Origin of the sequence: Mesorhizobium sp. M0016 (genome assembly GCF_040324035.1) — a bacterium.
Lineage (GTDB): Bacteria > Pseudomonadota > Alphaproteobacteria > Rhizobiales > Rhizobiaceae > Mesorhizobium.
Genome location: NZ_JAMYVM010000013.1, coordinates 143858 through 166149 on the forward strand (window position 1 = coordinate 143858; position 22292 = coordinate 166149).

The 22292-nt window shown below is 63.1% G+C and carries 25 protein-coding genes and 1 pseudogene; 13 read left to right on the forward strand and 13 right to left on the reverse strand.

All coding sequences use genetic code 11. From position 1 onward, the window contains the following. Nucleotides 1–322: 322 nt before the first annotated feature. The 3 genes from ldtR to NKJ88_RS19845 form a co-directional block, all read right to left on the reverse strand. Nucleotides 323–838, reverse strand: coding sequence for a transcriptional regulator LdtR (gene ldtR / locus NKJ88_RS19835; protein WP_023672997.1), 516 nt, complete (start codon nucleotides 836–838; stop codon nucleotides 323–325). Nucleotides 839–1041: 203 nt separating this feature from the next. Next, nucleotides 1042–1464 carry a DUF6163 family protein gene (locus NKJ88_RS19840; RefSeq protein WP_023682398.1) on the reverse strand — a complete coding sequence of 141 codons (423 nt, stop codon included), beginning with the start codon at nucleotides 1462–1464 and terminating at the stop codon, nucleotides 1042–1044. Continuing rightward, complete coding sequence (locus tag NKJ88_RS19845) at nucleotides 1461–2498, reverse strand: enoyl-CoA hydratase/isomerase family protein (protein WP_023730849.1); 1038 nt, start codon at nucleotides 2496–2498, stop codon at nucleotides 1461–1463. Before NKJ88_RS19845 ends, NKJ88_RS19840 begins: the two co-directional genes overlap by 4 nt. A 180-nt stretch (nucleotides 2499–2678) precedes the next feature. Here NKJ88_RS19845 and NKJ88_RS19850 point away from each other — a divergent pair, with 180 nt between their 5' ends. Together NKJ88_RS19850 and hemB are read left to right on the forward strand one after the other, a co-directional pair. Continuing rightward, nucleotides 2679–3185, forward strand: coding sequence for a pyridoxamine 5'-phosphate oxidase family protein (locus tag NKJ88_RS19850; RefSeq protein WP_023750458.1), 507 nt, complete (start codon nucleotides 2679–2681; stop codon nucleotides 3183–3185). Between the two features lie 88 nt (nucleotides 3186–3273). Beyond that, nucleotides 3274–4329, forward strand: coding sequence for a porphobilinogen synthase (gene hemB, locus NKJ88_RS19855; protein WP_023743621.1), 1056 nt, complete (start codon nucleotides 3274–3276; stop codon nucleotides 4327–4329). Between the two features lie 34 nt (nucleotides 4330–4363). Here the strand turns inward: hemB and NKJ88_RS19860 are convergent, their stop codons facing one another. Further along, entirely contained in the window at nucleotides 4364–4690 is a 327-nt protein-coding gene (locus tag NKJ88_RS19860; protein ID WP_023673003.1) for a DUF1330 domain-containing protein, read from the reverse strand. Nucleotides 4691–4865: 175 nt separating this feature from the next. Between NKJ88_RS19860 and NKJ88_RS19865 the strand changes: the two genes are divergently transcribed. Together NKJ88_RS19865 and NKJ88_RS19870 are read left to right on the forward strand one after the other, a co-directional pair. After that, nucleotides 4866–5561, forward strand: a complete 696-nt coding sequence (locus tag NKJ88_RS19865; RefSeq protein WP_023682403.1) for a winged helix-turn-helix transcriptional regulator — start codon at nucleotides 4866–4868, stop codon at nucleotides 5559–5561. Between the two features lie 110 nt (nucleotides 5562–5671). After that, entirely contained in the window at nucleotides 5672–6316 is a 645-nt protein-coding gene (locus tag NKJ88_RS19870; protein WP_352445133.1) for a dihydrofolate reductase family protein, read from the forward strand. A gap of 188 nt (nucleotides 6317–6504) precedes the next feature. Here the strand turns inward: NKJ88_RS19870 and ppk2 are convergent. Beyond that, a pseudogene (gene ppk2 / locus NKJ88_RS19875) lies at nucleotides 6505–7423 on the reverse strand (polyphosphate kinase 2). 243 nt (nucleotides 7424–7666) lie between these two features. On the opposite strand from ppk2, the gene NKJ88_RS19880 reads away from it, so the two are divergent. Beyond that, on the forward strand, nucleotides 7667–8710 hold the full coding sequence (locus tag NKJ88_RS19880) for an aldo/keto reductase (protein ID WP_023730846.1): 1044 nt from the start codon (nucleotides 7667–7669) through the stop codon (nucleotides 8708–8710). A 20-nt stretch (nucleotides 8711–8730) separates the two neighbouring features. On the opposite strand, the gene NKJ88_RS19885 is transcribed toward NKJ88_RS19880, so the two are convergent. Beyond that, nucleotides 8731–9702 carry a glycosyl transferase family 90 gene (locus tag NKJ88_RS19885; RefSeq protein ID WP_023697459.1) on the reverse strand — a complete coding sequence of 324 codons (972 nt, stop codon included), beginning with the start codon at nucleotides 9700–9702 and terminating at the stop codon, nucleotides 8731–8733. Nucleotides 9703–9880: 178 nt separating this feature from the next. Here NKJ88_RS19885 and NKJ88_RS19890 point away from each other — a divergent pair, with 178 nt between their 5' ends. Further along, nucleotides 9881–10039, forward strand: a complete 159-nt coding sequence (locus tag NKJ88_RS19890) for a hypothetical protein (RefSeq protein WP_023673009.1) — start codon at nucleotides 9881–9883, stop codon at nucleotides 10037–10039. Nucleotides 10040–10111: 72 nt separating this feature from the next. Here NKJ88_RS19890 and NKJ88_RS19895 read toward each other — a convergent pair whose 3' ends face one another. Beyond that, the gene (locus tag NKJ88_RS19895; RefSeq protein ID WP_023682408.1) at nucleotides 10112–10372 is read right to left on the reverse strand and encodes a DUF982 domain-containing protein; all 261 of its coding nucleotides are present in this window, start codon (nucleotides 10370–10372) and stop codon (nucleotides 10112–10114) included. 82 nt (nucleotides 10373–10454) lie between these two features. Next, nucleotides 10455–11120, reverse strand: coding sequence for a GntR family transcriptional regulator (locus tag NKJ88_RS19900; RefSeq protein ID WP_023693245.1), 666 nt, complete (start codon nucleotides 11118–11120; stop codon nucleotides 10455–10457). 150 nt (nucleotides 11121–11270) lie between these two features. Between NKJ88_RS19900 and NKJ88_RS19905 the strand changes: the two genes are divergently transcribed. Beyond that, entirely contained in the window at nucleotides 11271–12536 is a 1266-nt protein-coding gene (locus tag NKJ88_RS19905; protein ID WP_352445136.1) for a multidrug efflux MFS transporter, read from the forward strand. 43 nt (nucleotides 12537–12579) lie between these two features. After that, complete coding sequence (locus NKJ88_RS19910; RefSeq protein ID WP_023673013.1) at nucleotides 12580–12954, forward strand: DUF423 domain-containing protein; 375 nt, start codon at nucleotides 12580–12582, stop codon at nucleotides 12952–12954. 39 nt (nucleotides 12955–12993) lie between these two features. Here the strand turns inward: NKJ88_RS19910 and NKJ88_RS19915 are convergent, their stop codons facing one another. Then, nucleotides 12994–13137, reverse strand: a complete 144-nt coding sequence (locus NKJ88_RS19915; protein ID WP_023673014.1) for a hypothetical protein — start codon at nucleotides 13135–13137, stop codon at nucleotides 12994–12996. 63 nt (nucleotides 13138–13200) lie between these two features. Next, complete coding sequence (locus NKJ88_RS19920; RefSeq protein ID WP_023673015.1) at nucleotides 13201–13344, reverse strand: hypothetical protein; 144 nt, start codon at nucleotides 13342–13344, stop codon at nucleotides 13201–13203. 146 nt (nucleotides 13345–13490) lie between these two features. Between NKJ88_RS19920 and NKJ88_RS19925 the strand changes: the two genes are divergently transcribed. Then, complete coding sequence (locus NKJ88_RS19925) at nucleotides 13491–14573, forward strand: LacI family DNA-binding transcriptional regulator (RefSeq protein ID WP_023682412.1); 1083 nt, start codon at nucleotides 13491–13493, stop codon at nucleotides 14571–14573. Nucleotides 14574–14588: 15 nt separating this feature from the next. Here the strand turns inward: NKJ88_RS19925 and NKJ88_RS19930 are convergent, their stop codons facing one another. Next, the gene (locus tag NKJ88_RS19930; RefSeq protein ID WP_023682413.1) at nucleotides 14589–15824 is read right to left on the reverse strand and encodes an OpgC family protein; all 1236 of its coding nucleotides are present in this window, start codon (nucleotides 15822–15824) and stop codon (nucleotides 14589–14591) included. A 217-nt stretch (nucleotides 15825–16041) separates the two neighbouring features. Here NKJ88_RS19930 and NKJ88_RS19935 point away from each other — a divergent pair, with 217 nt between their 5' ends. Beyond that, nucleotides 16042–16713, forward strand: a complete 672-nt coding sequence (locus NKJ88_RS19935) for an alpha/beta hydrolase (RefSeq protein ID WP_023682414.1) — start codon at nucleotides 16042–16044, stop codon at nucleotides 16711–16713. Between the two features lie 57 nt (nucleotides 16714–16770). Here the strand turns inward: NKJ88_RS19935 and sthA are convergent, their stop codons facing one another. Then, nucleotides 16771–18159, reverse strand: coding sequence for a Si-specific NAD(P)(+) transhydrogenase (sthA, locus tag NKJ88_RS19940; protein WP_023682415.1), 1389 nt, complete (start codon nucleotides 18157–18159; stop codon nucleotides 16771–16773). Between the two features lie 190 nt (nucleotides 18160–18349). Here sthA and NKJ88_RS19945 point away from each other — a divergent pair, with 190 nt between their 5' ends. The 3 genes from NKJ88_RS19945 to NKJ88_RS19955 all read left to right on the forward strand — a co-directional run bounded on the left by NKJ88_RS19945 (nucleotide 18350) and on the right by NKJ88_RS19955 (nucleotide 20742). Further along, nucleotides 18350–18820: an RDD family protein gene (locus NKJ88_RS19945; RefSeq protein WP_023673020.1), complete on the forward strand. Its 471-nt coding sequence runs from the start codon at nucleotides 18350–18352 to the stop codon at nucleotides 18818–18820. Nucleotides 18821–18959: 139 nt separating this feature from the next. Next, complete coding sequence (locus NKJ88_RS19950) at nucleotides 18960–19724, forward strand: arginyltransferase (protein ID WP_023682417.1); 765 nt, start codon at nucleotides 18960–18962, stop codon at nucleotides 19722–19724. Nucleotides 19725–19845: 121 nt separating this feature from the next. Then, a complete protein-coding gene (locus NKJ88_RS19955) occupies nucleotides 19846–20742 on the forward strand; it encodes a DMT family transporter (RefSeq protein ID WP_023689526.1) in 897 nt (298 codons plus the stop codon). Here the strand turns inward: NKJ88_RS19955 and NKJ88_RS19960 are convergent. Continuing rightward, nucleotides 20730–21944 (reverse strand): AI-2E family transporter, encoded by a 1215-nt coding sequence (locus NKJ88_RS19960; RefSeq protein ID WP_023682419.1) that lies wholly within the window; start codon nucleotides 21942–21944, stop codon nucleotides 20730–20732. The two genes, NKJ88_RS19955 and NKJ88_RS19960, sit on opposite strands and share 13 nt — an antisense overlap. Between the last annotated feature and the right edge of the window lie 348 nt (nucleotides 21945–22292).

Below are 22292 nucleotides of genomic sequence, written 5' to 3' on the forward strand. Positions count from 1 at the left end.
TCGGCTACGTGCTCGATCTTGGGCGATATCGCCCGCACTCTAAAGTTGGCACTGTTAACAATTAGCCAACCATGACCTGCATCACTGAGCCGTGAAAAGCGGACCGCGATGCGACATTACAGGCGCGCGAACAGCTTTCGCCGCCGCATCACCCGCATCCCCGCTTCCACCGCGAATATGGCGGCAACGTGGCTTACGCCGAATTTGGAAGCGCCGGCGGCTCGAAAAGAAAAGGCCGGTGCTTTTCGGCACCGGCCTGTTGGCTGAGACTTTCCTCCGGCCGCGCTTCTTCCGGCGCAGCTGCTATTCAATGGCCCGCTGATTACATCCGGTAGGCGATGGTGTCGTTCCAGAAGCGGTCGAGGCGCTGCAGCGCGCGGTTCATCTGCTTGAACTCTTCGCTGTTGATGCCGCCGACCTGTTCGATCGAGCCGACATGGCGCTCATAGAGACCGGCGACGACTTCCGCCACTTCATTGCCCTTCGGCGTCAGCGAAACGCGGACCGAACGGCGGTCGATGCGCGAGCGCTGGTGGTTGATGAAGCCGAGATCGACCAGCTTCTTCAGATTGTAGGAGACGTTCGAGCCGAGATAGTAGCCACGCGAGCGCAGCTCGCCGGCGGTCAGTTCGGAATTGCCGATATTGAACAGAAGCAGCGCCTGGATGGCATTGATGTCGGAACGGCCGTTGCGGTCGAACTCGTCCTTGATCACGTCAAGCAGACGGCGATGCAGACGCTCCACCAGCTGCAGCGATTCCATGTAAAGCGAACGGATAGCCTCGCGGCGATCGTCGGATACGTTGGCGGTCTTCGCCGCCGGACGCGAATTGATCATTGTCTTTGCCTCTCGTTTGTCGCCCTGGTGATTTTTTGTTTTTCACCTTGATTGCGACACTATCGAATACTCATAAAATTCGACTTAAACGCTAGGGCTAACAAGAGCTTACCGGTAATAGGTTTCGCAAGACGCTTAACGAACGGTCACCCGAGCAAGGATAATTAACCTAAAGATTTAACCAATGGCTGCGGGGCGGCGTTTCAGGCGCGCGCGGGGCGCTTGCGCATCCAGATAACGACGCGGAAGGCGATGTAGAGCAGCGCGACCGCGGCATGCGAGAAGACGATCAGCGGCCGGTGGCCGTAGAGATCGGGGAAGCCGGCATACATGATGGTCTCGGTGACAGCACAGATGAACCAGATCACCGGGCCCCACGACGCCAGCATCCACAGGCCGGCGGCGGCGAAGGGGAAGAACACGGCCAGCATCACCGCCACGACCTGCCAGTGCACCGGCATCAGGTCGAAGCGCCACAGCGGGCCGGGATAAAAACCGATCAGCCGGATCCAGTACAGGATGCCGAACAGCAGGCAATAGCCCGCTATGACGCGCTGGAACCAGGCGAAGATGATCTCGACGCCCGAGGGCTGCAGCACGATGCGCCGCGACGTGACCTCGCTCACAGTTCGAGCTCCCGTTCGAGCGGCGCGAAATAGGCGTCCACCGAAGCAGCGTCGACCTCGGCCAGGCTTGCCGGCCGCCACTGCGGCGTCGAACCCTTGTCGACGAGGACGGCGCGGATGCCTTCATAGAAGTCGTGCCCGGCCAGCATGCGGTTGAGGATGCGGAACTCCATCTTCATGCAGGCTTCCATCGACAGCGTCAGCCCGGCGCTGATCTGGCGCCACGCGACATTGAGGCTGGTCGGCGAGCGGGTGCGGATGTTGGCCAGCGTCTTGGCGGCAAACTCGTCGGCGCCTGCCGCCCGCTCCAGGCTCTCGAGGATTTCGGCGAGCGACGGTTGGGAAAAATGCCGGGCGATGGCTTCCAGCACCGGCTGGGCGGTTTCGCGCCGGGCCGGCACGAAGAAGCCGCGCAGCACCGATTCCGGATCGCCATTGGCGCAGAGCCGGTCGAGAAAGGCAGCCTGGTCGGCGGCCTTGATGGTGTGGGTGGCCAGGCCCGACCACAGCGCATCGCCATAGCGAATGCGGTTGCCGGTCAGCGCCAGATACATGCCGAAGCTGCCGCCAAGGTCGGGCAGCAGATGGCTGCCGCCCACGTCGGGGAAGAAACCGATGCCGACTTCGGGCATGGCGAACTGGGCGTTCTCGGTCAGCACGCGCTGCGAGCCGTGGAAAGAGATGCCGACGCCCCCGCCCATCACGATCCCGTCGATCAGCGCGACATAGGGCTTTTTGTAACTGTTGATGCGGGCGTTGAGCCGGTATTCGTCGGCGAAGAACTCGACCGGCGGCTTCCCGGCGCGGGCCTCGTAGACGTGCATGATGTCGCCGCCGGCGCAAAACGCTCTGCCCTCGGCCTTGACGACGACGACATCGACGCCGGTATCGCGTTCAAAAGCGTCGAGCGCCTTGTCCAGCGCCTTGATCATGCGATGTGTCAGCGCATTGAGCGCCTGCGGCCGCGTCAGCGTGACGACGCCTGCCTTGCCCAACCGTTCGAAGCGGATCTCGTCGCCGCCGCCAAAGTCCATCGTCAGAGAATCCCTCCCCGCGCCTGCGGGACTGAAGTGCTAAAGGTGGCGCATGGGTGCGTCAACCGGCGGGCGCGGTTTGGATTTTCGCAAGGCAACGCGACCGTGCTTTGCCCCCGACAGAAATGCGCGCAAAATTGCCGGGCAAAACAGCCTTTCTTCTGATGCAGGGACAAACGCATGACGCTTGAAACCGCAGCGCCGAGCCATGGCTGGGAGATGCCGAAAAAGTTCGACCCGGATGATGTTCTCAGCCGCCCGCTGATGGCCAATCTGGCGACCGTGACCGCTGACGGCGCGCCGCGCAACGCGCCGATGTGGTTCATCTGGGAGGACGCTGCGATCTGGCTACTCGGCTCGACCGGCGCAAGTGCTGTCAAACACCTCGAACGTGACCCGCGCTGCGCCGTGGAGATCGTCCATTTCGACAATGAGGCCGGCATCCTGCTGCATCTCGGCCTGCGCGGCGTCGCCACCATAGAAGCGATGGCGCCGAACCGCTTCAAACGGCTGCTGCACAAATATCTCGGCCCGGAGGCGACCTGGAACCGCTGGTTCATCGACAATGTCGCCGACATCGGCCATCCGGACGGGCGCCTGATCCGGCTCGCCCCGGAGAGCACCTTCACCAACAATGTGTCGTTCTTCAAAACCGGCCCAGAACTGGCGTGGCCGCCGAAGCCGTAAGCAGCGCGTTATCGACTGGCACAATCGTGTCGCATTGGTCAGCGGCAAGGCCTCGTGGTAAAAGCCGCCCCGACCCGGAGTTTTTGCGATGAACAAATTCACCCCCGCGACGAGCAACAAATTCGCACCGGCAAAGCCCGCCGGTGCGCGCAGCGTCGACGAGATCACCGGCAGCCGCCGCTTGCGGCGCATGCGCAAGGCCGACTGGTCGCGCCGCCTGGTGCAGGAAAACCGGCTTACGGTGAACGATCTGATCTGGCCGATCTTCGTGATCGACGGCAAGAACACGCGCGAGCCGATCGCCGCCATGCCCGGCGTCTTCCGCCTGTCGCTGGACCTCGCCGTCAAGGAGGCCGAGCGGGCCGCTAAGCTCGGCATTCCGGCGATCGCCACCTTCCCCAATGTTGAACTCAGCCTGCGCGACCAGACGGGATCGCACATCCTCGACCCGGAAAACATAATCAACCGCGCCACCCGCGCCATCAAGGACGCAGTGCCCGAGATCGGCATCATCACCGATGCCGCGCTCGATCCGTTCACCTCGCACGGCCATGACGGCATCTTGCGCGACGGCATCATCGTCAATGATGAGACAGTGGAACAGGTGACCGCCGCGGCCGTCATCCAGGCAGCGGCCGGCGCCGACATCATCGCGCCGTCCGACATGATGGACGGCCGCATCGGCGCCATCCGCGACGCACTCGACGCCAACGGTTTTTCGGATGTGGCGATCATGTCCTATGCGACGAAATTCGCCTCCGCCTTCTACGGCCCCTACCGCGAGGCGGTCGGCACCGCCGGCCTGCTCAAGGGCGACAAGAAGACCTACTATCTCGACCACGCCAATTCCGACGAAGCGGTGCGCGAGGCCGAGCAGGATATCGCCGAGGGCGCCGACATGCTGATGGTCAAGCCCGGCATGCCCTATCTCGACATCATCCGCCGGCTGAAGGACGAGTTCCAGATGCCGACCTTCGCCTACCAGGTTTCGGGCGAATATTCGATGATCAAGGCGGCGGCCGCCAATGGCTGGATCGACGGCGAGAAAGCGATGCTGGAATCGCTGCTCGCCTTCAAGCGCGCCGGCTGCGACGGCATCCTGACTTACTTCGCGCCGGAAGTGGCGCAGATGCTGAAGGGTTAGCCGGAACCTGGATGCTCCGGGTTCCGGCTTTTCCTCACGCCTTTGGCAAATAAGGAATCGTTCCGGCGAGATCGGTATCGTCGATCAGCTGGAAGCGGCTGTCGCTGCCCTTCCGGCGCTCCGCCACAAACGGGGCGTATTGCGGATCGTTGGTGAAGGCCTCGGCTGCCTTTGCCGACGGAAACGCCATGATGGCGATCAGGCTGGTGTCGAGCGGCTTGCCCTCGAGCGTCTTCACGTTGCCGCTGCGGGCGAGGTATTTGCCGCCATGCTTGTGCACGAGGTCGTGCACCGAAGCGGCATAGGCCGGCACCCATTTGTCGTCCTTCACCTTGATGTCTGCGATCACGTAAGCGGTCATTTCAAAACTCCTCATGGATCGGCACCGGACTGCCCGGCGACGTACCGCTGCCTCGCATGGCAGCGCCGGACCGCTCCAGTCACAGAACTGTACCGGGGGTGCCAGTACAGCTTCTGTACTGGCTGAACTCAGGTTTTCTGAATAAGGTCCGGCAACATCTTTTGGAGCTCACCACATGACACAAGCCGGTTACAAGCAATTCTGCCCGCTCTCCATGGCCGCCGAGCTGCTCTGCACACGCTGGACCATGGTGCTGCTGCGCGAACTGGTGGCGGGATCGACCCGCTTCAACGATTTGCGCCGCGGCGTGCCGAAAATGTCGCCAACCCTTCTGTCGCAACGGCTCAAGGACCTCGAGGCCGGCGGCATCGTCGAGCGGACCGAGATCGCGACCGAGAAGGGCGTGTTCGAATACCGGCTGACCGAGGCGGGCCGGGATTTGCGCCCGGTTGTCGAGGCGATGGGGTTTTGGGGCCAGAAATGGGTCGAGGCCAGGCTGTCGCTCAAAAACCTCGATCCGTCGCTGCTGATGTGGGACATGCGGCGCAATCTGAACCCCAGTCCGCTGCCGGACGGGCGCACCGTGATACAATTCCTGTACCATGACCTGCCGGCGTCAAAACGATCGTGGTGGCTGATCGTCGAAAAGCAGGGCGAGGTCGATCTTTGCTGGTACGATCCGGGCTTCGACGTCGATCTCTACGTCTCGACCGATCTGTGCACCATGACCTCGATCTGGATGGGGCTGACGACAGTTCACAAGGAACGCGACAAGATCAGCCTGACCGGCGATCTCGACGTCGCCGGCAAGATGCAGATCTGGCTTGGGCTCAGCCCGTTTGCGGTGATGCCGAAGCGCGTGGCGGCTTGAGGTCCCTGCGCATTCCACAGATCGGCTTGCCTCTAAAAATACTAGTTGCAAAATGCAATCAGTTTGAATACTGATTGCAAATCACAACTGGTCACCAAAGGGAGTCTTCCATGTCCAAACTGCGCGTCAATGCCTTCACCTTGTCGCTCGACGGTTTCGGCGCCGGTCCTGACCAGGACCTGCAAAATCCGCTCGGCGTTGGTGGCGAAGATCTGCACAAATGGATGACCGGCACCCGCACCTTCCACGAGATGGTCGGCAAGGATGGCGGCAGCACCGACGTGGACGACCGGTTCACCGTCCGCAGCTTCGACAATGTCGGCGCCTGGATCCTCGGCCGCAACATGTTCGGCCCGATCCGCGGCGCATGGCCGGATGAGAACTGGAAGGGCTGGTGGGGCAACAACCCGCCCTATCACGTGCCGACCTTCGTGCTGACCCATCACAAGCGCGACCCCATTGTGATGGAAGGCGGCACCATTTTCCGCTTCGTTGCCGGCGGCATCCACGCCGCGCTCGAACAAGCAAAGGCTGCGGCCGGCGGCAAGGATGTCCGCGTCGGCGGCGGCGTTTCCACTATCCGGCAATATCTCAAGGAGAAGCTCATCGACGAGTTGCATCTGGCTGTGTCGCCGGTGTTGCTCGGGAGGGGCGAGAGCCTGTTTGCCGGGCTGGATATGCTGAAGCTGGGTTACCAGTGCACCGAGCAGGTGGCGACAGCGCTCGCCACGCATGTGACGATCAAGCGGGTGTAGTGGCGAAGTGATAGGCGCAGGCTTCTTTCTCCCCGTTCTACGGGGAGAAATGCCCGGCAGGCAATGAGGGGCAGCGCTGCTTTTGGAGGTTAGCAGCGTCCGACGACTGTGAATTCGCCGATGCCGGCGCTGCCCCTCATCCGCCCTTCGGGCACCTTCTCCCGTGAAACGGGGAGAAGGAAAAGTGCTCAATACTTCTCCGGCACGTAAAGCTCGCGCGGCAGGACCTGGCGCTCGTACTCCGGGTTGAACACCCGCTCGGGCAGCGTGATTTCTTCGTGCGGCACGTCCTCATAGGGCAGCTGTTTGAGGAGATGGTCGATGCAGTTCAGCCGCGCCCGCTTCTTGTCGTTGCCTTCGACGATGTACCACGGTGCCTCTGGGATGTTGGTGCGGGCAAACGTCTCTTCCTTGGCCTTGGTGTACTGCTCCCAGCGCGCGCGACTGCAGGTCCATCGGCGACAGCTTCCACTGCTTCATCGGATCGTGGATGCGCATCATGAAGCGCATCTGCTGTTCCTCGTCGGTGATCGAGAACCAGTATTTGACCAGCGTGACGCCGGAGCGGACCAGCATGCGCTCGAACTCCGGCACGTCGCGGAAGAACTCTTCGACCTGATCGGGTTCGGCAAAGCCCATCACCCGCTCGACGCCGGAGCGGTTGTACCAGGAGCGGTCGAACAGCACGATCTCGCCGCCGGCCGGCAGATGCGGCACGTAGCGCTGGAAATACCATTGCGATTTTTCGCGCTCGGTCGGCGCCGGCAGCGCCACGACGCGGCAGATGCGCGGGTTGAGGCGCTGGGTGATGCGCTTGATGACGCCGCCCTTGCCGGCGGAATCACGGCCCTCGAAAACCACCACTAGCTTCTTCTTGTGGTAGGCAACCCAGGACTGCAGCTTGATCAGTTCCGACTGCAAGCCGATCAGGTCGCGGAAATACTGCATGCGGTCGATCGACGGCGGATGCGCGTTCTTGTAGATCTTGGCGATCTCCAGCGACAGCGCCGGCTCCGACATTTCAAGCTCATAGTCCTCGTCGAGCGTGTCGGCGAGTTCGGCTTCCAGCCAATCCCTGGCCGGAGAATTCTGCTTTAACTCGGTCATTTCCACTGCTCCGCTTGCCGGCTGACATGAAACCCTGAGCCGACTTGATATAGGCCGGGAATGACGGTTTTATTGCAAGCCGCCGGCCAGCCGGTCATCACTGCAAAGCAGCGAGCATTGCCGATCCAGCGCCCTGGCATGGCGACAAGCCGCTCAAATTGTCCTACAAATGGCGGACCGGTTCGGGCTTCCCCGCCCCTTCCTGATAAAACCGCCTCCCCACAAAAACTACGAGGATCTGAGATGGAATACCGCACGCTTGGCCGTTCCGGCTTGAAAGTTTCGGCGCTGACCTTGGGAACCATGACCTTCGGCGGCAGCGGGCCGTTCGCTGCCGTCGGCAATTCCGATCTCGCGGAGGCCTCGCGCATCATCGACACTTGCATCGATGCCGGCATCAATCTCATCGACACCGCCAATGTCTATTCCAACGGTCTGTCGGAAGAGATCATCGGCGAGGCGCTCGGCGGCAAGCGCAAGAACGACGTGCTGATCGCCTCCAAAGCGCGCATGCGGATCGGCAAGGGCCCCAATGACGAAGGCCTGTCGCGCCATCATCTGATCCGCGAATGCGAGAAGAGCCTGAAGCGCCTCAGGACCGATGTCATCGACATCTATTTCCTTCACGAATGGGACGGCGCGACGCCGCTCGAGGAAACCATCGCCGCGCTCGACACGCTGGTTGCCCAGGGCAAGATCCGCTATGTCGGCTGCTCCAACTATTCCGGCTGGCAGGTCATGAAGGCGCTGGGCATCAGCGACAGCCAGCACCAGCCGCGCTTCGTCACCCAGCAGATCCACTACACGCTGGAAGCACGCGAGGCCGAGTATGAGCTCTTGCCGATCTCGGTCGACCAGGGCCTTGGCGTGCTGGTGTGGAGCCCGCTCGCCGGCGGCCTGCTGTCGGGAAAATACCGCCGCGACAGCCCGACGGCGCGCCAGATCGGCGGCTGGTCGGAACCGCCGATCCGCGACGAGGACCGGCTGTGGCGGATCGTCGATGTGCTGGTCGACATCGGTGCGGCACGCGGCGTTTCGGCGGCCCAGGTGGCGCTGGCCTGGCTGCTTGGCCGGCCGGCCGTCAGCTCGCTGGTGATCGGGGCGCGCAACGAAGCCCAGTTGAAAGACAATCTCGCCGCGGCGAGCCTGACGCTGTCCTTTGATGAACGCCAGCGTCTCGATGCCGTCAGCCGGCCGCCGGTGCTCTATCCCTACTGGCACCAGCAGTTTACGGCGAAGGACCGCTTCGGCCCGGCCGATCTGGTTATGGACCGCAGCGTCATCTGACTTAAGGGCGCCGGAGGCCGCTAGCCCGCGATAAACCGCCAGACCTGCGGATCGGGCTCGATCTGGCCGCTGAGCACGAAATATTTGTAGAGCACGAGCAGGCAGATCGCCTGCTCGGCCCGCTCGTCGGCGAATTTGCGGCAATAGGCGTTGGCCGCCGCAACGATGCGCTGGGCCTCGGCCGGATGTTTCTCGAGATGGTGCACGCGCTCGGCCAGATCGCTGAAGTCGGGCGCCAGCGGCACATAATGGACATCGGGCTCGAGCTGCCCTTCCGCGAACCAGGTCTCATAGGTCGGCGGCGGCATCAGGCAGAGCGAGTTCGAGCTCATGATCCATTTCAGATTGGTCGCGACATCATTGCCTTCGAGCGAGATGATATAGCGGTAGCGGCGCTGCTGATCGATGCTGAGATAGGGCTTGCGGTATTCCGCAGGTGCTGTCGCCCTCGGCGTGCCGACATCGCAGAACGGCAGATTGCGGGCTGCATCCAGCAACAAGGTGCGGATCGGATTGTTGAGTTCGCCGCGCCAAACGACGAGCGGATGCTTGTCGGCGAAGGCGACATCGTCGGCCGGCATGTAGAAATGACGGAACTTGTTCAGCTTGAACAGGACGCCGTTGCCGTTGTCGCCCGCTATCGGCCGGTCCTTGACGATCGACGGCATCTTCGGCACTTCGATGACGTCGCCGAATTCCAGGTCGATGCGCAGATCTGGGTCGAAATAACGGGTGAACTCCTTCAGATCGTAATAGTACATGCTGCGGTCCGACGGCAGCCGGCTGACCGGCACGGCCTCGGGGCTGGGGCTAAAAGGCTCCCGCAGCGTGTTGTAGTAATTGAGCCGCTGGCGGACCGATGCGTCGGAAAGCCTGGCCTGATCGAGCAGCCGGCCGAGCCGGCGCCGGAAAAGAACCGGCGGCGCGATGTCGCGCATGGCGTTGCGCGCATAGTAGATCAGCTTCTGTGCGTTTCTTTGAAGCGTGGCCATCGGTCGTTTTGATTCGAAATCGGTCGGCGGCGGCTCCAGCAACTGTCCCGCAGCCTTTTCTAAACCATTGTGTTCGCCATCACGCAAGTCCACAACCGCTGGCATCTGCCCTCGCGGCGCTGTTGTGTTTGCCGGCCAATGCTTCTAGGCAGGATCAGGCACAGCGAAAGGAAACGATATGGCTCGACCACCGAATTACGGTCAGGAACGCAAAGAGCGCGACCGGCAGAAGGCCGCCAAGAAGGCGGAGAAGCTCGCCGCCAAGGTCGCGGCCAAGGAGCGCGCCGAGCCTGAGAACGAGGCAAGTTCCAAAACCGACACCGAGACAGAAAAATAGGCAAGACAGGATCACCGGCCCGCGAAACGGGCCGGATCCTGGCAAAATGCCGGTCTGATCAGGCCGATGTGATCAGGCCGGGGCCTTGTCGCTGACGAAGACGTTGACCTCGCGCGCGGCGGCGATGAAGGCGCGTCTTGCAATCATCGCCGGCTTGTCGCCGGCCAGCGCGTCATGGCAGGCCTGCAGCGCTTCGCGGTGCTTGGGGCTGCGCTTGCCGGGCCAGCTGTTGAGCAGGTAATCGGAAGCCTCGCGCACCGTACGTAAGAGCTGAGTGCTTCCCTCCGTGCCCGACTTAACGGTCACGGGTGTTTCAAATCGGTTGTTTTCCATGGCCGCCTCTTACGCCATCGGCGTCCGCGAAGCGAGGCCGAAAGCGGATCGCGACGGCGTTCTTTCGTTTTCGTGACCGGTATCAAGCGGCGACGACGGCAAAACCCCTGGCGCGCAGGCCGCGCCGGTCATTGTGCAACGACGTCACCAGGCGGGCGCGGCTGCCGGCGATATGGGCGGAAAGTCGCGCCGCCGCCGCATCGGCATCGCCGGCCCGCACCGCTGCCAGAATGGCGTGATGCTCGCTCCAGGCGCGGCCGAGCGCTGCCTCGTCGCGCACCTCCAGCCAGCGCGCCCGCGACAGGCGCGTCATGGCATCGCGCACGGCCCGGAACAGGAACTCGTTGCCGGAGAGCCGCGCCAGTTCGATATGGAAATCCATGCCGACGCGGTGCCATTCCTCGCGCGGCGTGGCAGTGTCGCAGGAGTCCAGCATCGCCTTGATGACATCGGCTGCGCTCCTGTCGGCCAGCGCCGAAGTCAGCCTGACCGCCGCGACCTCGACGGCTTCGCGGTACACCGCGATCTGTTCCAGTTCGGCAAGGTTGATCGGCGACACGGTCCAACCGCGCCCGTCGCGGCAGATCAGCCCTTCCGTCTCCAGCCGCAGCAGGGCTGCCCTGACCGGCGTGCGCGAGGCGCCGAAGCGGCTCTCGATCCAGCGCTCCGTCAGCCGCTCGCCAGGACCGACCTCGAGGCCAAGGATCATCTCGCGAAGCGCTTTTTCGACGATCTGCATCTGCGACATAGTTGCTTCCATTGCTGGCGATCGGCCTTGCCCATTGGTCTTGCCGATCACATTGAGGGCGCCTGATTGACAGCAGCCGGGCTTTGCGTCCATGAGGGTGCCAAATTGGTATCCCAAAATGGTATCCGCAGCAAGCGGACAGGACAGGACATGCCGCAGGACAGTGCAGCGCGGGCCGCCGAAGCGCCTTCCACCTACAACATTCATTGGCGGCGCAACCTGTTCGTGTGCTTTGCCGGATCGTTCAGCACGCTTGTGGCGATGACGTTGCTGCTGCCGTTCCTGCCGCTCTATGTCGAACAGCTGGGCGCCGTGGGCCACGCGGCGATCGTGCAATGGTCCGGCATCGCTTTCGGCGCCACCTTCCTTGCCGCCGCCCTTGTCGCGCCACTGTGGGGACGGCTGGGTGACCGTTATGGCCGCAAGGTGATGCTGGTGCGTGCCAGTTTCGGCATGGCGATCTGCATGTCGCTGACCGGCATGGTGCAGACCGTCTGGCAATTGGTGCTTTTGCGCCTGTTGATCGGCTTTGCCGGCGGTTATTCCTCAGGCTCGACGATCCTTGTCGCCATGCAGACGCCGAAGGAGCGCTCCGGCTGGGCGCTTGGCGTGCTGTCGGCCGGCATCACCGCAGGCTCCCTGGTCGGCCCGTTGCTTGGCGGCGCGCTGCCGCCATTGATCGGTATTCGCGCCACCTTCCTCATCGCGGGCGGCGTCATTTTCCTGGCGGCGCTGGCGACGACGTTCCTGATAAAGGAGATGCCTCGCCCGCCAGTACAGGCAAAACGCGAGGAGAAACCAAAGGGAAGTTGGGCGCAGATCCCCGACAAACGCCCTGTCGTGGCCATGCTGGCGACCGGCATGCTGTTCACCTTCGCCAACATGTCGATCGAGCCGATCATCACCGTTTACGTCCAGCAACTGGTCGCGGAGGCAAGCCGGGTGGCCCTGGTCTCAGGTGTCGTCATGTCGGCGGCGGCGCTGGGCGCCATCCTGTCGGCGTCACGGCTGGGCAAACTCGCCGACCGCATCGGCCACTGGAACGTCATCGTCGCATCGCTGGCCGTCTCGGCGCTGCTGTTGATACCGCAGGCCTTCGTCACCGAGAGCTGGCAGTTGGTCGGGCTGCGGTTCCTTATGGGTCTGGTGCTGGGCGGGCTGTTGCCCTGCATCACCAGCGTCATCCGCCACAATGTTCCCGATGGGGTCGGCGGCAATGTGCTGGGCCTGGCAATCTCGGCGCAATATGTCGGCCAGGTTGCGGGGCCGCTGCTGGGCGGCTTCGTCGGCGGCCATTTCGGCATGCGCGCGGTGTTTCTCGGCACGTCGTTGCTGATGGCGGGCGGTGCCGCGTATAATTGGCTGGCCCAGGCGCGCCGCACGCGCGACATGCTGGCGATATCGGAAAAATCCTGACAGACAGGTCGCGCCGCCTATCGTCAATCACGGAGCCCGAGACATGAGCATCGCCGAGTCAGCACCAGCAAACAGCGCGCGCATCCTCGTTTTCGCCGGCGGCATTGCCGGCGCGGCGGGCGTGGCGCTGTCGGCGGCATCAGCGCATCTCGGCGGCGCCTTCGTCGGCACGGCCGCATCCTTCCTGCTCATGCATGCGCCGGTGTTTTTGGCCGTCGGCCTCGCCGGCGCAAACCGGATCTTGCGGATCGGCAGCCTGGTGCTGCTCGTCGGGCTTGTTCTGTTCTGCGGCGATCTGCTGGCACGGGATTTCGTGGGATCGCGGCTGTTCCCGATGTCGGCGCCGATCGGCGGCACCTTGCTCATCGCGGGCTGGCTGGTGATCGCGGCCTCGGCGCTCGTGCGGCAACGGTCCTGACGAGCCAAGAACCCTGTCCCATCAGATATCACACGAGGCTTAATCCTGCCGGTTTTGCGGCAGCAGGTCGCGGTTGCGCTTGGCAGACTTGGTCGGCCGCCGCCTTTCCGGCTGCTCCGTGGCAGGCGAGATACCCCAGTAATTGCGATAAATGTCTTCGAACAGATGCTTCACGGGATGCATGTTCGTCTCCTCTTCAAGAACTTGAATCGATCCAATCAGCTGGCACGAAAATGCCGGGGCCGATCAGCTGCGCTTGCGTTTCACAAGGTATTGCAGGTCACGCCTCCACGGCCCGACCTTGTCGCGGCGCCTGCGGGTGGCGGCGTCGGAGACTATGCCCCAATCATTGCCGTAGATGTCTTCGAACAGATAATTCACGGGATGCACGGCACCCTCCTCTTGAATCGATCCAAGTTATACTTGGTGAATCCCTTGGATCGATTCAAATATAGACCCTCTCCGCCGTCCGATCAAGGGAAAATTTGAACCGATCCAACGAAAGTGCTAAACAGGCTCCGGTTCAGGAGACGAAAATGACGGCATTGACCTCCGGCAAGACGAGACCAGTGCGGCTTGCCGACATCGCCAAGGCGGCCGGGGTCTCGCACGGTACCGCGTCCAACGTGTTCGCTCGCCCGGAAATCGTGCGCGAAGAGGTCCGTGAGCGGGTCAAGGCGGCGGCGGAAGCGATGGGCTATGCCGGCCCGGATCCCAAGGGCCGGCTGCTGCGCGCCGGCAAGGTCAACGCCATCGGCGTGGCAACGGCGGAACCATTGTCCTATTTCTTCGACGATCCCTTTGCCCGCGTCATGATGGCCAGCATTTCGCAGGCCTGCGACGCCACCGGCGCCGGAATTTCGCTGGTCTCGGCCGCCAACAGCGAGCAGCTCGCCTGGAACATCCAGAGCGCCCTGGTCGACGGCTTCATCGTGTTCTGCATCGAGGGTGGGTCGCGGCTGGTCGAACTGGCGCGCGAACGCAAACTGCCTTTCGTGGCGCTTGATCTCGATTCGGAAAATGAGGCGGTCGCTGCGATCGGCGTCGACAACGTCGCCGGCGCGGGTCTGGCGGCGCGCCATCTGGCCGAGTTCGGCCATCGCAGCTTTGCCGTACTCGCCCTGGAATCTGCCGACGCTGGCTTTGGTCCCGTCACGCAGGAGCAAGTCGAGACGACATCCCTCTACTCGGGCACACGCGACCGTCTGCGTGGCTATTTCGGCGAGCTCTCCCGCTTCGGCATCGACGTCTCGCAAGTGCCAATCTACGAAACCCTCAATGACGAGGCGAGCGTTCGGGCCGGCCTCGATCATATTTTCGCGCTGCCGCAGACGCCGACGGCAATCCTGGCCATGTCGGACAAGATCGCGCTGCATGCGCTCGACTGGCTGCGCGAGCGTAACATTGCCGTGCCGGGCGATGTGTCAATCGTCGGCTTCGACGGCGTGCCGGAAGGCGCCGACTCCGAGCCGCCACTAACCACTGTCGCCCAGCCGATCGCCGAGATGGGCCGGCTGGCCGTCAAGGCGATCCTCGAAAATGACGGCTCGCAGCACCGGCAATTGCTGCCGGTCGATCTTGTGGTGCGGGGGTCGTCCGGCCCCTCGCCTGCTAGCTAGGCGGCTGATGTGGGATCATCGGCTTAGCCTTGGCATCGCGGGCATGCCGAAGGTCTGGTGAACGGCTGGCGCTTCTTTGCGAACCGGCTTTTTGCCCAAGCCGATGCCGGACAGCCACTCAAGATAGAAGGCGAGCGCGAATTGCATGGCGATGCCGGCCGAAATCAGCAAGACGTCATAGGCAAAGCCGCCCGGATTGATCAGCTTCATCACCTGCGCCGCCATGGCGATCAGCGTGCCGGCGAGGAACACCGGCAAGGAGCGCTTGCCGAGCAGGGCAAGCGGATGGTCCGGGCTGAGACGGAACAGGTTCGAGAAAGCCGGCAGGGCGACGATCAGATAGCTCACCGCCAATATGTGCAGGAGCCGCGGCAGCGACAGGAACGTCTTGTCGAAGCCGCCGATCACCACGGGCAGGTTAAACCACGTTATCTCGCCCCAGAGCGGGCTGTGCACCCAGACCGCCGCTGCCGCGACATAGGTCGCCGCGGCGCCCACCAGCCAACGATTGACGGGAATTGTGCCGCCGCGCCTGACATGCAGCATGCCGGCAAGGCCGATGTTGAACAGGAATTGCCAGGACAGCGGGTTGAGGAACCAGAAGCCGGGCTCGGGATAGTTCGGCGGCGCGATCTGCCAGAGGCCGGCGACGAGCCACAGCGCGCCGGAAAAGACCAGCGCCGGCAGCGGCCGGTAGCTGACGAAGAGCAGGAAGAGCGGCGCCATCAACAGCAGCGCCGCATAGACCGGCAGGATGTTGTTGTAGCCAAGCTGGTGGCCGAGCGTGACAATGCCGATCATGACCTCCGGCGTGTTCTTCATCAGCGGCTCGATGTTGATCAGCTTGAGCAGTTCCGGCCGCCGGCCGAACACCGCCGCGGCGCAGAACAACGCCATCACAACCATGGTGGTGACGATGTGGGCGCTGTAAAGCACGCCGGCCCGGCGCCACATCTTCAACATCGCCAGCAGCCGGCCGCCCGGCTGGAACTTGGTGCCATATGCGAGTGCGACCGACATGCCGGAAATCAGCACGAAGGCTTCCGCCGCGTCCGAGAATCCGAAATTCTTGTAGGTCAGCGTTTCGAAGACGGTGCCCGGCACGTGGTCGATATAGATGGTCAGGAGTGCGAGCGCACGGAACACGTCAATGCGCGTGTCGCGATCGGGGATACGCGGAGCGCGATCGGCGATACGCGGAGCGCGATCGGCGATAGGCGGGGCGCGATCGGGCGGGACTGGCAGGGTCATCGACAAAAGGCCTCAAAGGAGAGCAAGGATGCTCGCGTTGTTCATGCCGGGATGCGACCATCGGCGCACACCGCTTCGATTCCTCCCGCAGGGAGCATATCGGCGCAGAAACGGTCTGAAATGAGCCTGTTGCAATCACATTTGGCGGAGCGTGAAAATATTCCGTTTTGAAGCTGGCAAAGGACCAATGTCTCCGTGAAAACAACGAGATATGAGCGTGGATCGATATAGCGACGAGAACGCCTTTCTGCACCAGGATCTGGCCTTTCCCTACCGCCTCCTCAAGCCGGAGAATGCCGGCGGCGAGAGCCTGTTTTTACTGCACGGATCGGGTGTCGACGAAACGACGATGGTCCCGATTGCGAGGCAGATCGCCCCTAACGCCACGCTGGTCGCGGTGCGTGGCCGCATCCGCCAAGAAGACGGCTTCCGCTGGTTCGAGCGGATCACGCCGACCAGTTTCGAACAGGCGAGCATCCGTGCCGAAACATCGTACTTTGCCGCCTTCGCAAGCGAGGCCGCAAAGCGCCACGGGCTCGACCTCGCCCGGGCGACTTTCCTCGGCTATTCCAACGGCGCCAATCTGGTTTCCAGCCTGATGCTGCTCAACTCCGGCCTCGTCCGAAAAGCGGCGTTGCTGAGAGCAATGCCCGTGCTTGACGATGCGCCGGCAACCGATCTGACAGGAAGGCGCGTCCTGATTGTCGCTGGTGCCGCGGACGAGACCTACGGGCCGTTTGCGCCGCCACTGGTGAGGCTGCTCAACAAACATGGCGCCGAGGTCGATGCGCGCATCGTGCCTTCAGGTCACGAAATCGGCGACCCGGATGCCGCCATCGTCCGGCAATGGCTGGCGGGACCAGCATTGGTCGCACGCCAGGCAGGCTAAGAGACCTTGGTAGACCGCATCGGCGCCCGGCGGAACGGCTGAGCAGATGCTCGTCGCCTAGCCCTGTCCCATCCGGTTCCAAGCATCGAGCCCGGCGATCTTGTAGGCTTCGGCCAGCGTCGGATAGTTGAAGGTGTTGTTGACGAAGAAATCAACCGTGCCGCCGAGGTTGATCACCGCCTGGCCGATATGGATCAGTTCGGTGGCGCCTTCGCCGACGATGTGGGCGCCGAGCAGGCGGCGCGTTTCGACCGAGAACAGCAGCTTCAGAAAGCCGGAGTTGACGCCCATGATGTGGCCGCGCGAGGTTTCGCGGAACCGCGCCAGACCGACTTCATAAGCAGCGCCGCTCTCGCGCACCTGCTCCTCCGACTGACCAACGGTGGAGATTTCCGGCACGGCGTAGATGCCATAGGGGAAGGTTTCCGGCGGCGGTGGCAGTTGCACGCCGAAGGCGTGGCAGGCGGCCACCCTGCCTTGCTCCATCGATGTCGAGGCAAGGCTGGGGAAACCGATGACGTCGCCGGTGGCATAGATGTTGGGCGCACTGGTCTGGAAGGTCTGCGGATCGACCTTGATGCGGCCCCGGGAATCGGCCTCGATGCCGACCACGTCGAGGCCGAGGCTGCCGAGATTGCCGCTGCGGCCGGCGGCGTAAAGCACGATCTCGGAGCGGATGGTGCGGCCATCGGCGAGCGTCACTTCGGCATAGTCGGGTTTTGAGACGATTTCCTTGACCGTACTGCCGAGGCGAATGGTCATGCCGCGGTCGCGCATCTGGTGGATGAAGTCGTCGACGATCTCGCGGTCGACGAAATCGAGGATGGTGTTGCGCGGCTCCACCAGCGTCACCGGCACGTCGAGCGCCGAAAAGATCGTCGCATATTCAACGCCGATGACGCCGGCGCCGATCACCGTCAGCGTGCGCGGCAGATGGTCGAGTTCCAGCATCTCATCGCTGTCGAAGACGCGGATCTTGTCGAAAGGCACGTCGCGCGGCCGGTGCGGCCTGGTGCCGACCGCGATCAGCGCATTGGTGAAACCAACCTCCGAGTAGTCGCCATTGTCTGCCGTCAGGCTGACCTTGTTTGGGCCGACGAATTTCGCCATGGCGCGCACGCTTTTGACGGCGTTGCGCATAAACTGGTGCTGCAGCACCTCGACCTCGTGGTCGAGCGTCTTGTGCAGCCGCTCGACCAGGTCGGCGATGGAGATGTCCTGCTTGACCCGGTAGCCGCGGCCGTAAAAGCCCCGCTCGCGCCAGCCGGACAGGTTCAGCACCGTCTCGCGCAGCGTCTTCGACGGGATGGTGCCGGTGTGCACCGAGACGCCGCCGAGGCGCCGGCCCCTGTCGACCACCAGCACCGATTTGCCGAGCTTGGCCGATTGCACCGCGGCGCGGCGCCCGGAAGGGCCGCTGCCGATGACCAGCATGTCGTAATCCATGTAACCCCGTCCCCTCGGCGTCTTGTTGCGCCGCAGCAAGCTAACGCCATCCGTCCACCAAATTCAATCGGCTCAACCGCGTCACACTGCCGAGCAGGACCGATGGACGAACCGATCTTGATTCCGCCCGCGGTCTTCACCATTTCAGTGGCGGCGCACCCTAGCGTGGCGCCTGTTGCGAGGACATGACATGAACGCGCGCGTACTTGACGGCGAAATCATCACCAGCAGGCTCGACGACGTCAGGGCCTATGACGGTGTGCGCACGCGGCGGATCCTGGCCTTCATCATCGACTATTGCATCGTGGCGCTGCTCACCATTCCGTTCGCGATCCTGGTGGCCGTGCTTGGCCTTTTGACATTCGGTCTTGGCTGGGCGCTGTATTCCATCCTCGTGCCGGCGGTCGCCATTCTCTACATCTGGAACACGCTGGGCGGTCGCAACCAGGCCACATCAGGCATGAAGATGATGGGCATTCGGCTCGATCGTCTCGACGGCAGCCGTATCGACGGCCTCACCGCCGTTGTCCATTCGGTGCTGTTCTGGGCGAGCACGGTCATCCTGACGCCGCTCGTCCTCCTGGTGACGCTGTTTTCCGATCGCAAGCGCACACTGCACGACCTGCTGCTTGGCACGGTCGTCAGCCGCAGCGACCGTTGAACCGGCGTCCAACCGACGCCAACAGGCATTTGTGCGCAAATGTGAAGGGGTCCGTTCAACCCCGCCTTCACAATCCTGTTGAATTTTTCGCCAGCCAAGCCAAAGGTAGAGCGATTCGCAGGAGTGTTCCCAAGGTTCGATGACGCACCATCCGACCCAGTCGCCGCAGTTCTTCCTGACCGCGCCATCGCCGTGCCCGTATCTCGAGGGCCAGTTCGAACGCAAGGTGTTCACGCATCTGGTCGGCGACAAGGCGCCGGAGATGAACGACCTGTTGACGCAAGGCGGTTTCCGGCGCTCGCAGAACATCGCTTACCGTCCCGCCTGCGAGACCTGCCGCGCCTGCGTCTCGGTGCGTATCCTGGCGCAGGAGTTCACCGCCAGCCGCAACATGAAGCGGGTGATCCAGCGCAATTCCGATCTGATCGGCGCCATGCACGACGCGCAGCCGTCGACCGAGCAGTATTCGCTGTTTCGCGGCTATCTCGACGCTCGCCATCGCCGCGGCGGCATGTCCGACATGACGGTGCTCGACTACGCCATGATGGTCGAAGATACCCATGTCGACACCAAGGTGATCGAATACCGGCGCCGCGGCCCCGACACATTCATCACCGGCAAGGGCCAGGGCGAGCTGATCGCCGTGGCGCTGACCGACAAGATGGCCGATGGCCTGTCGATGGTCTATTCCTACTTCAATCCCGAGTTCGAGGACCGCTCGCTCGGCACCTTCATGATCCTCGACCATATCGCCCGCGCCCGGGCCATGGGCTTGCCCCACGTCTATCTCGGCTACTGGGTCAACGGCTCGCGCAAGATGAACTATAAGATGCGCTTCATGCCGCAGGAGCATCTCGGCCCGAAGGGCTGGGAACGCTACGACCACGAAGCGGTCACGCGCTGATTTTTCTTCTTACCAGATCCTGATCTAAACATTTTCAGCCGAGACGATGCTGGTCTTTCCGCCCGTTGGCGGGGCGATTGCGCCGACTGGCATCTGCTCAAATCATTGCGAAAGCCGTTGCATGTCCTCTCACAATGCCCACACCAAAGGACTTCTGCTCACCGCGCTTGGCGGGCTGGCGCTGACCATCGACATTCCCCTGATCCGGCTCGCCCATGGCGAAGCCTGGACGATCCTTTTGCTGCGCACCGGCTGCACCTTCGTGGCAGGGCTGATCGTATGGGCCATCTGGCGCTCGTTCAGCAAGAATGCTCCGCAGCTGATACCCGGCTGGTCGGGGCTCGTCGTCGCCACCCTCTACGGGCTCGGCGCAATCGCCTTCATCACTGCCGTCTACAACACCTCGACCGCCAATCTGGTTTTCATCCTGGCCTTCTCCACCATGTTCTCGGCGCTGCTGTCGTGGCTGTTCCTGAAGGAGCGACCGCAGCCGCTGACGCTTGCGGCAATGGCGCTGATGATCGTCGGCATCGCGATCATCGTCGGCGATTCCGTCGGCACGGGAAATCTGTTCGGCGATGTGATGGCGCTGTGTTCGGCCTTGGCGATTGCCTGCGCCATCACCGTTTCACGCGCCAGCGGCAGGGATATGGGATTCACCGCGCTGACCGGCGTCCTGCTGCCGTTCGGGCTGGCGGCGCTCATGGTCTCCAGGACCGGTTTTCAGGTGGAGGCGCCATGGTGGATCGTTTTCAACGGCGCCGTCATCATGCCGTTCGCCTTCTTCTGCCTAGCCAACGGGCCGAAATACATTTCAGGCCCGGAAGTGGCGATGTTCTATCTCCTGGAAACGGTTTTGGCGCCGGTCTGGATATGGATGATCTTTGCCGAGACGCCGTCGCGCAACAGCTTGATCGGCGGCGTGATCCTGATCGTCACGCTGGTTGCCCATTCCCTGTGGCAGTTGCATGAAGGGCGCAAGCGCCGGGCAGCGCTCGCCGTCGCTTACCCAGCCTGACTTTTCTTCGCCGGGCCGGCGACAATCTCGATCTGCGGCGGCCCGCCTTCGAGCTCGGCCGCCGCGTCGGGAACGGTGTCTTCGGCCAGTTCCACCTCGCGCAGCCATTCGCGCCAGATCGCGACGAGCAGCGCCATCAGCACCGGGCCGATGAACAGGCCGAGAAAGCCCATCGTCTTGACGCCGCCGATCAGGCCGAAAAAGGTCGGCAGGAAGGGCAGCTTGATCGGCCCGCCGACCAGCTTCGGGCGCAAGGTCTTGTCGACGATGAACAGTTCCACTGCGCCCCAGATGAACAGCGCCAGACCCGCCATCGGCGAGCCGCTGGCGGCGAGGTAGATCGACACAAGCGTAAACGACAGCGGCGCGCCACCGGGGATCAGCGCCATCACGCCGGTCAATGCGCCCAGCGTCACCGGCGACGGCACCCCGGCCAGCCAGTAGGCGATGCCGAGCACCAGCCCCTCGCCGATGGCGATCACGGTCATGCCGGTAACGGTCGAGGAAATGGTCGCCGGCACGACGCGCGAAATCCGCTCCCAGCGCGTCGGCAGGATGCGTTCGCCGAGCCGGTCGATCTGGCTGGCAAAGTGTTCGCCGTCGCGGTAGGCGAAGAACAGCGCGATCATCATGAACAGCAGCGTCAGCAACAGGCCGAAGGCGCTGCCGCCGGCAGCCAGCACGCCGCGATAGATGCTGCCGATATTAGCGCCGCTGACCAGCTGGATCAGCTCGCCGATGCCGCCGGGATGGCCGAAATTGTCGATCCACTGTTCGTTCAGCCACTCGCCGACGACAGGCAGCGAGGTGATCCAGTGCGGTGTGACCGCGCCGTGCCTGTTGGTCTCGATCGCCCAGCCGACCCATTCGCGGACCTCGTTGATGGCGTAGGTGCCGGCGAGCGCTATCGGCACCACCAGGAAGGCGAGGATGAACAGGATGGCGAGCGTCGCGGCGACGGTGCGGTTACCGCCGACACCGGCAAGCAGCCGGCGGTAGAGCGGCCAGCTGGCAAAAGCAATGACGAGGGCTGCCAGCACGGGAAACAGGAACCCGTGGAAGAAATAAACGCCGGCGGCGACGATCAGCACCAACAGCCAGCGCGCCGCCGACAGCGGAGGAATGACAGCTGATCGCAACGGAGTCGACAGGCCGAACAGGCGCTGCTGACGCTCAGGCTTCTGGATCTTCGCTTCCTTCAAACGGTCAATTCTCCCCGGCCTAACAGCGTTTATGCACTGTTATAGTGCCGCAATCGTGACGATAGTCCAAATGGTTGGTGAAGCTGCCAATCTCCCCCCTTGTGGGGGAGATGTCCGGCAGGCCTGAGGGGGTCGCGAAGGATCGCCAGCCTGGCACCCGACATTGAAGACCCAAGAGTTGCGACCGAGTGGCGAGCCATGACCATTTGATGCGCTGGCGGGACAGCGCCCCCCTCTGGCCTGCCGGCCATCTCCCCCACTTGGGGGGAGATCAGCAGCTTCAACCAAATTTCCCGGTCCGCGGGAATCCCTTCGGCACCATGCGACCGGCCGACGCTCTCGCGCCGA

Coding starts and splice junctions, on each gene's coding strand:
- ldtR (WP_023672997.1), bottom strand. CDS start 838: ATGATCAATTCGCGTCCGGCGGCGAAGACCGCCAACGTATCCGACGAT.
- NKJ88_RS19845 (WP_023730849.1), bottom strand. CDS start 2,498: ATGGACTTTGGCGGCGGCGACGAGATCCGCTTCGAACGGTTGGGCAAG.
- NKJ88_RS19850 (WP_023750458.1), top strand. CDS start 2,679: ATGACGCTTGAAACCGCAGCGCCGAGCCATGGCTGGGAGATGCCGAAA.
- hemB (WP_023743621.1), top strand. CDS start 3,274: ATGAACAAATTCACCCCCGCGACGAGCAACAAATTCGCACCGGCAAAG.
- NKJ88_RS19860 (WP_023673003.1), bottom strand. CDS start 4,690: ATGACCGCTTACGTGATCGCAGACATCAAGGTGAAGGACGACAAATGG.
- NKJ88_RS19865 (WP_023682403.1), top strand. CDS start 4,866: ATGACACAAGCCGGTTACAAGCAATTCTGCCCGCTCTCCATGGCCGCC.
- NKJ88_RS19870 (WP_352445133.1), top strand. CDS start 5,672: ATGTCCAAACTGCGCGTCAATGCCTTCACCTTGTCGCTCGACGGTTTC.
- NKJ88_RS19880 (WP_023730846.1), top strand. CDS start 7,667: ATGGAATACCGCACGCTTGGCCGTTCCGGCTTGAAAGTTTCGGCGCTG.
- NKJ88_RS19885 (WP_023697459.1), bottom strand. CDS start 9,702: ATGGCCACGCTTCAAAGAAACGCACAGAAGCTGATCTACTATGCGCGC.
- NKJ88_RS19890 (WP_023673009.1), top strand. CDS start 9,881: ATGGCTCGACCACCGAATTACGGTCAGGAACGCAAAGAGCGCGACCGG.
- NKJ88_RS19895 (WP_023682408.1), bottom strand. CDS start 10,372: ATGGAAAACAACCGATTTGAAACACCCGTGACCGTTAAGTCGGGCACG.
- NKJ88_RS19900 (WP_023693245.1), bottom strand. CDS start 11,120: ATGTCGCAGATGCAGATCGTCGAAAAAGCGCTTCGCGAGATGATCCTT.
- NKJ88_RS19905 (WP_352445136.1), top strand. CDS start 11,271: ATGCCGCAGGACAGTGCAGCGCGGGCCGCCGAAGCGCCTTCCACCTAC.
- NKJ88_RS19910 (WP_023673013.1), top strand. CDS start 12,580: ATGAGCATCGCCGAGTCAGCACCAGCAAACAGCGCGCGCATCCTCGTT.
- NKJ88_RS19915 (WP_023673014.1), bottom strand. CDS start 13,137: ATGCATCCCGTGAAGCATCTGTTCGAAGACATTTATCGCAATTACTGG.
- NKJ88_RS19925 (WP_023682412.1), top strand. CDS start 13,491: ATGACGGCATTGACCTCCGGCAAGACGAGACCAGTGCGGCTTGCCGAC.
- NKJ88_RS19930 (WP_023682413.1), bottom strand. CDS start 15,824: ATGACCCTGCCAGTCCCGCCCGATCGCGCCCCGCCTATCGCCGATCGC.
- sthA (WP_023682415.1), bottom strand. CDS start 18,159: ATGGATTACGACATGCTGGTCATCGGCAGCGGCCCTTCCGGGCGCCGC.
- NKJ88_RS19945 (WP_023673020.1), top strand. CDS start 18,350: ATGAACGCGCGCGTACTTGACGGCGAAATCATCACCAGCAGGCTCGAC.
- NKJ88_RS19950 (WP_023682417.1), top strand. CDS start 18,960: ATGACGCACCATCCGACCCAGTCGCCGCAGTTCTTCCTGACCGCGCCA.
- NKJ88_RS19955 (WP_023689526.1), top strand. CDS start 19,846: ATGTCCTCTCACAATGCCCACACCAAAGGACTTCTGCTCACCGCGCTT.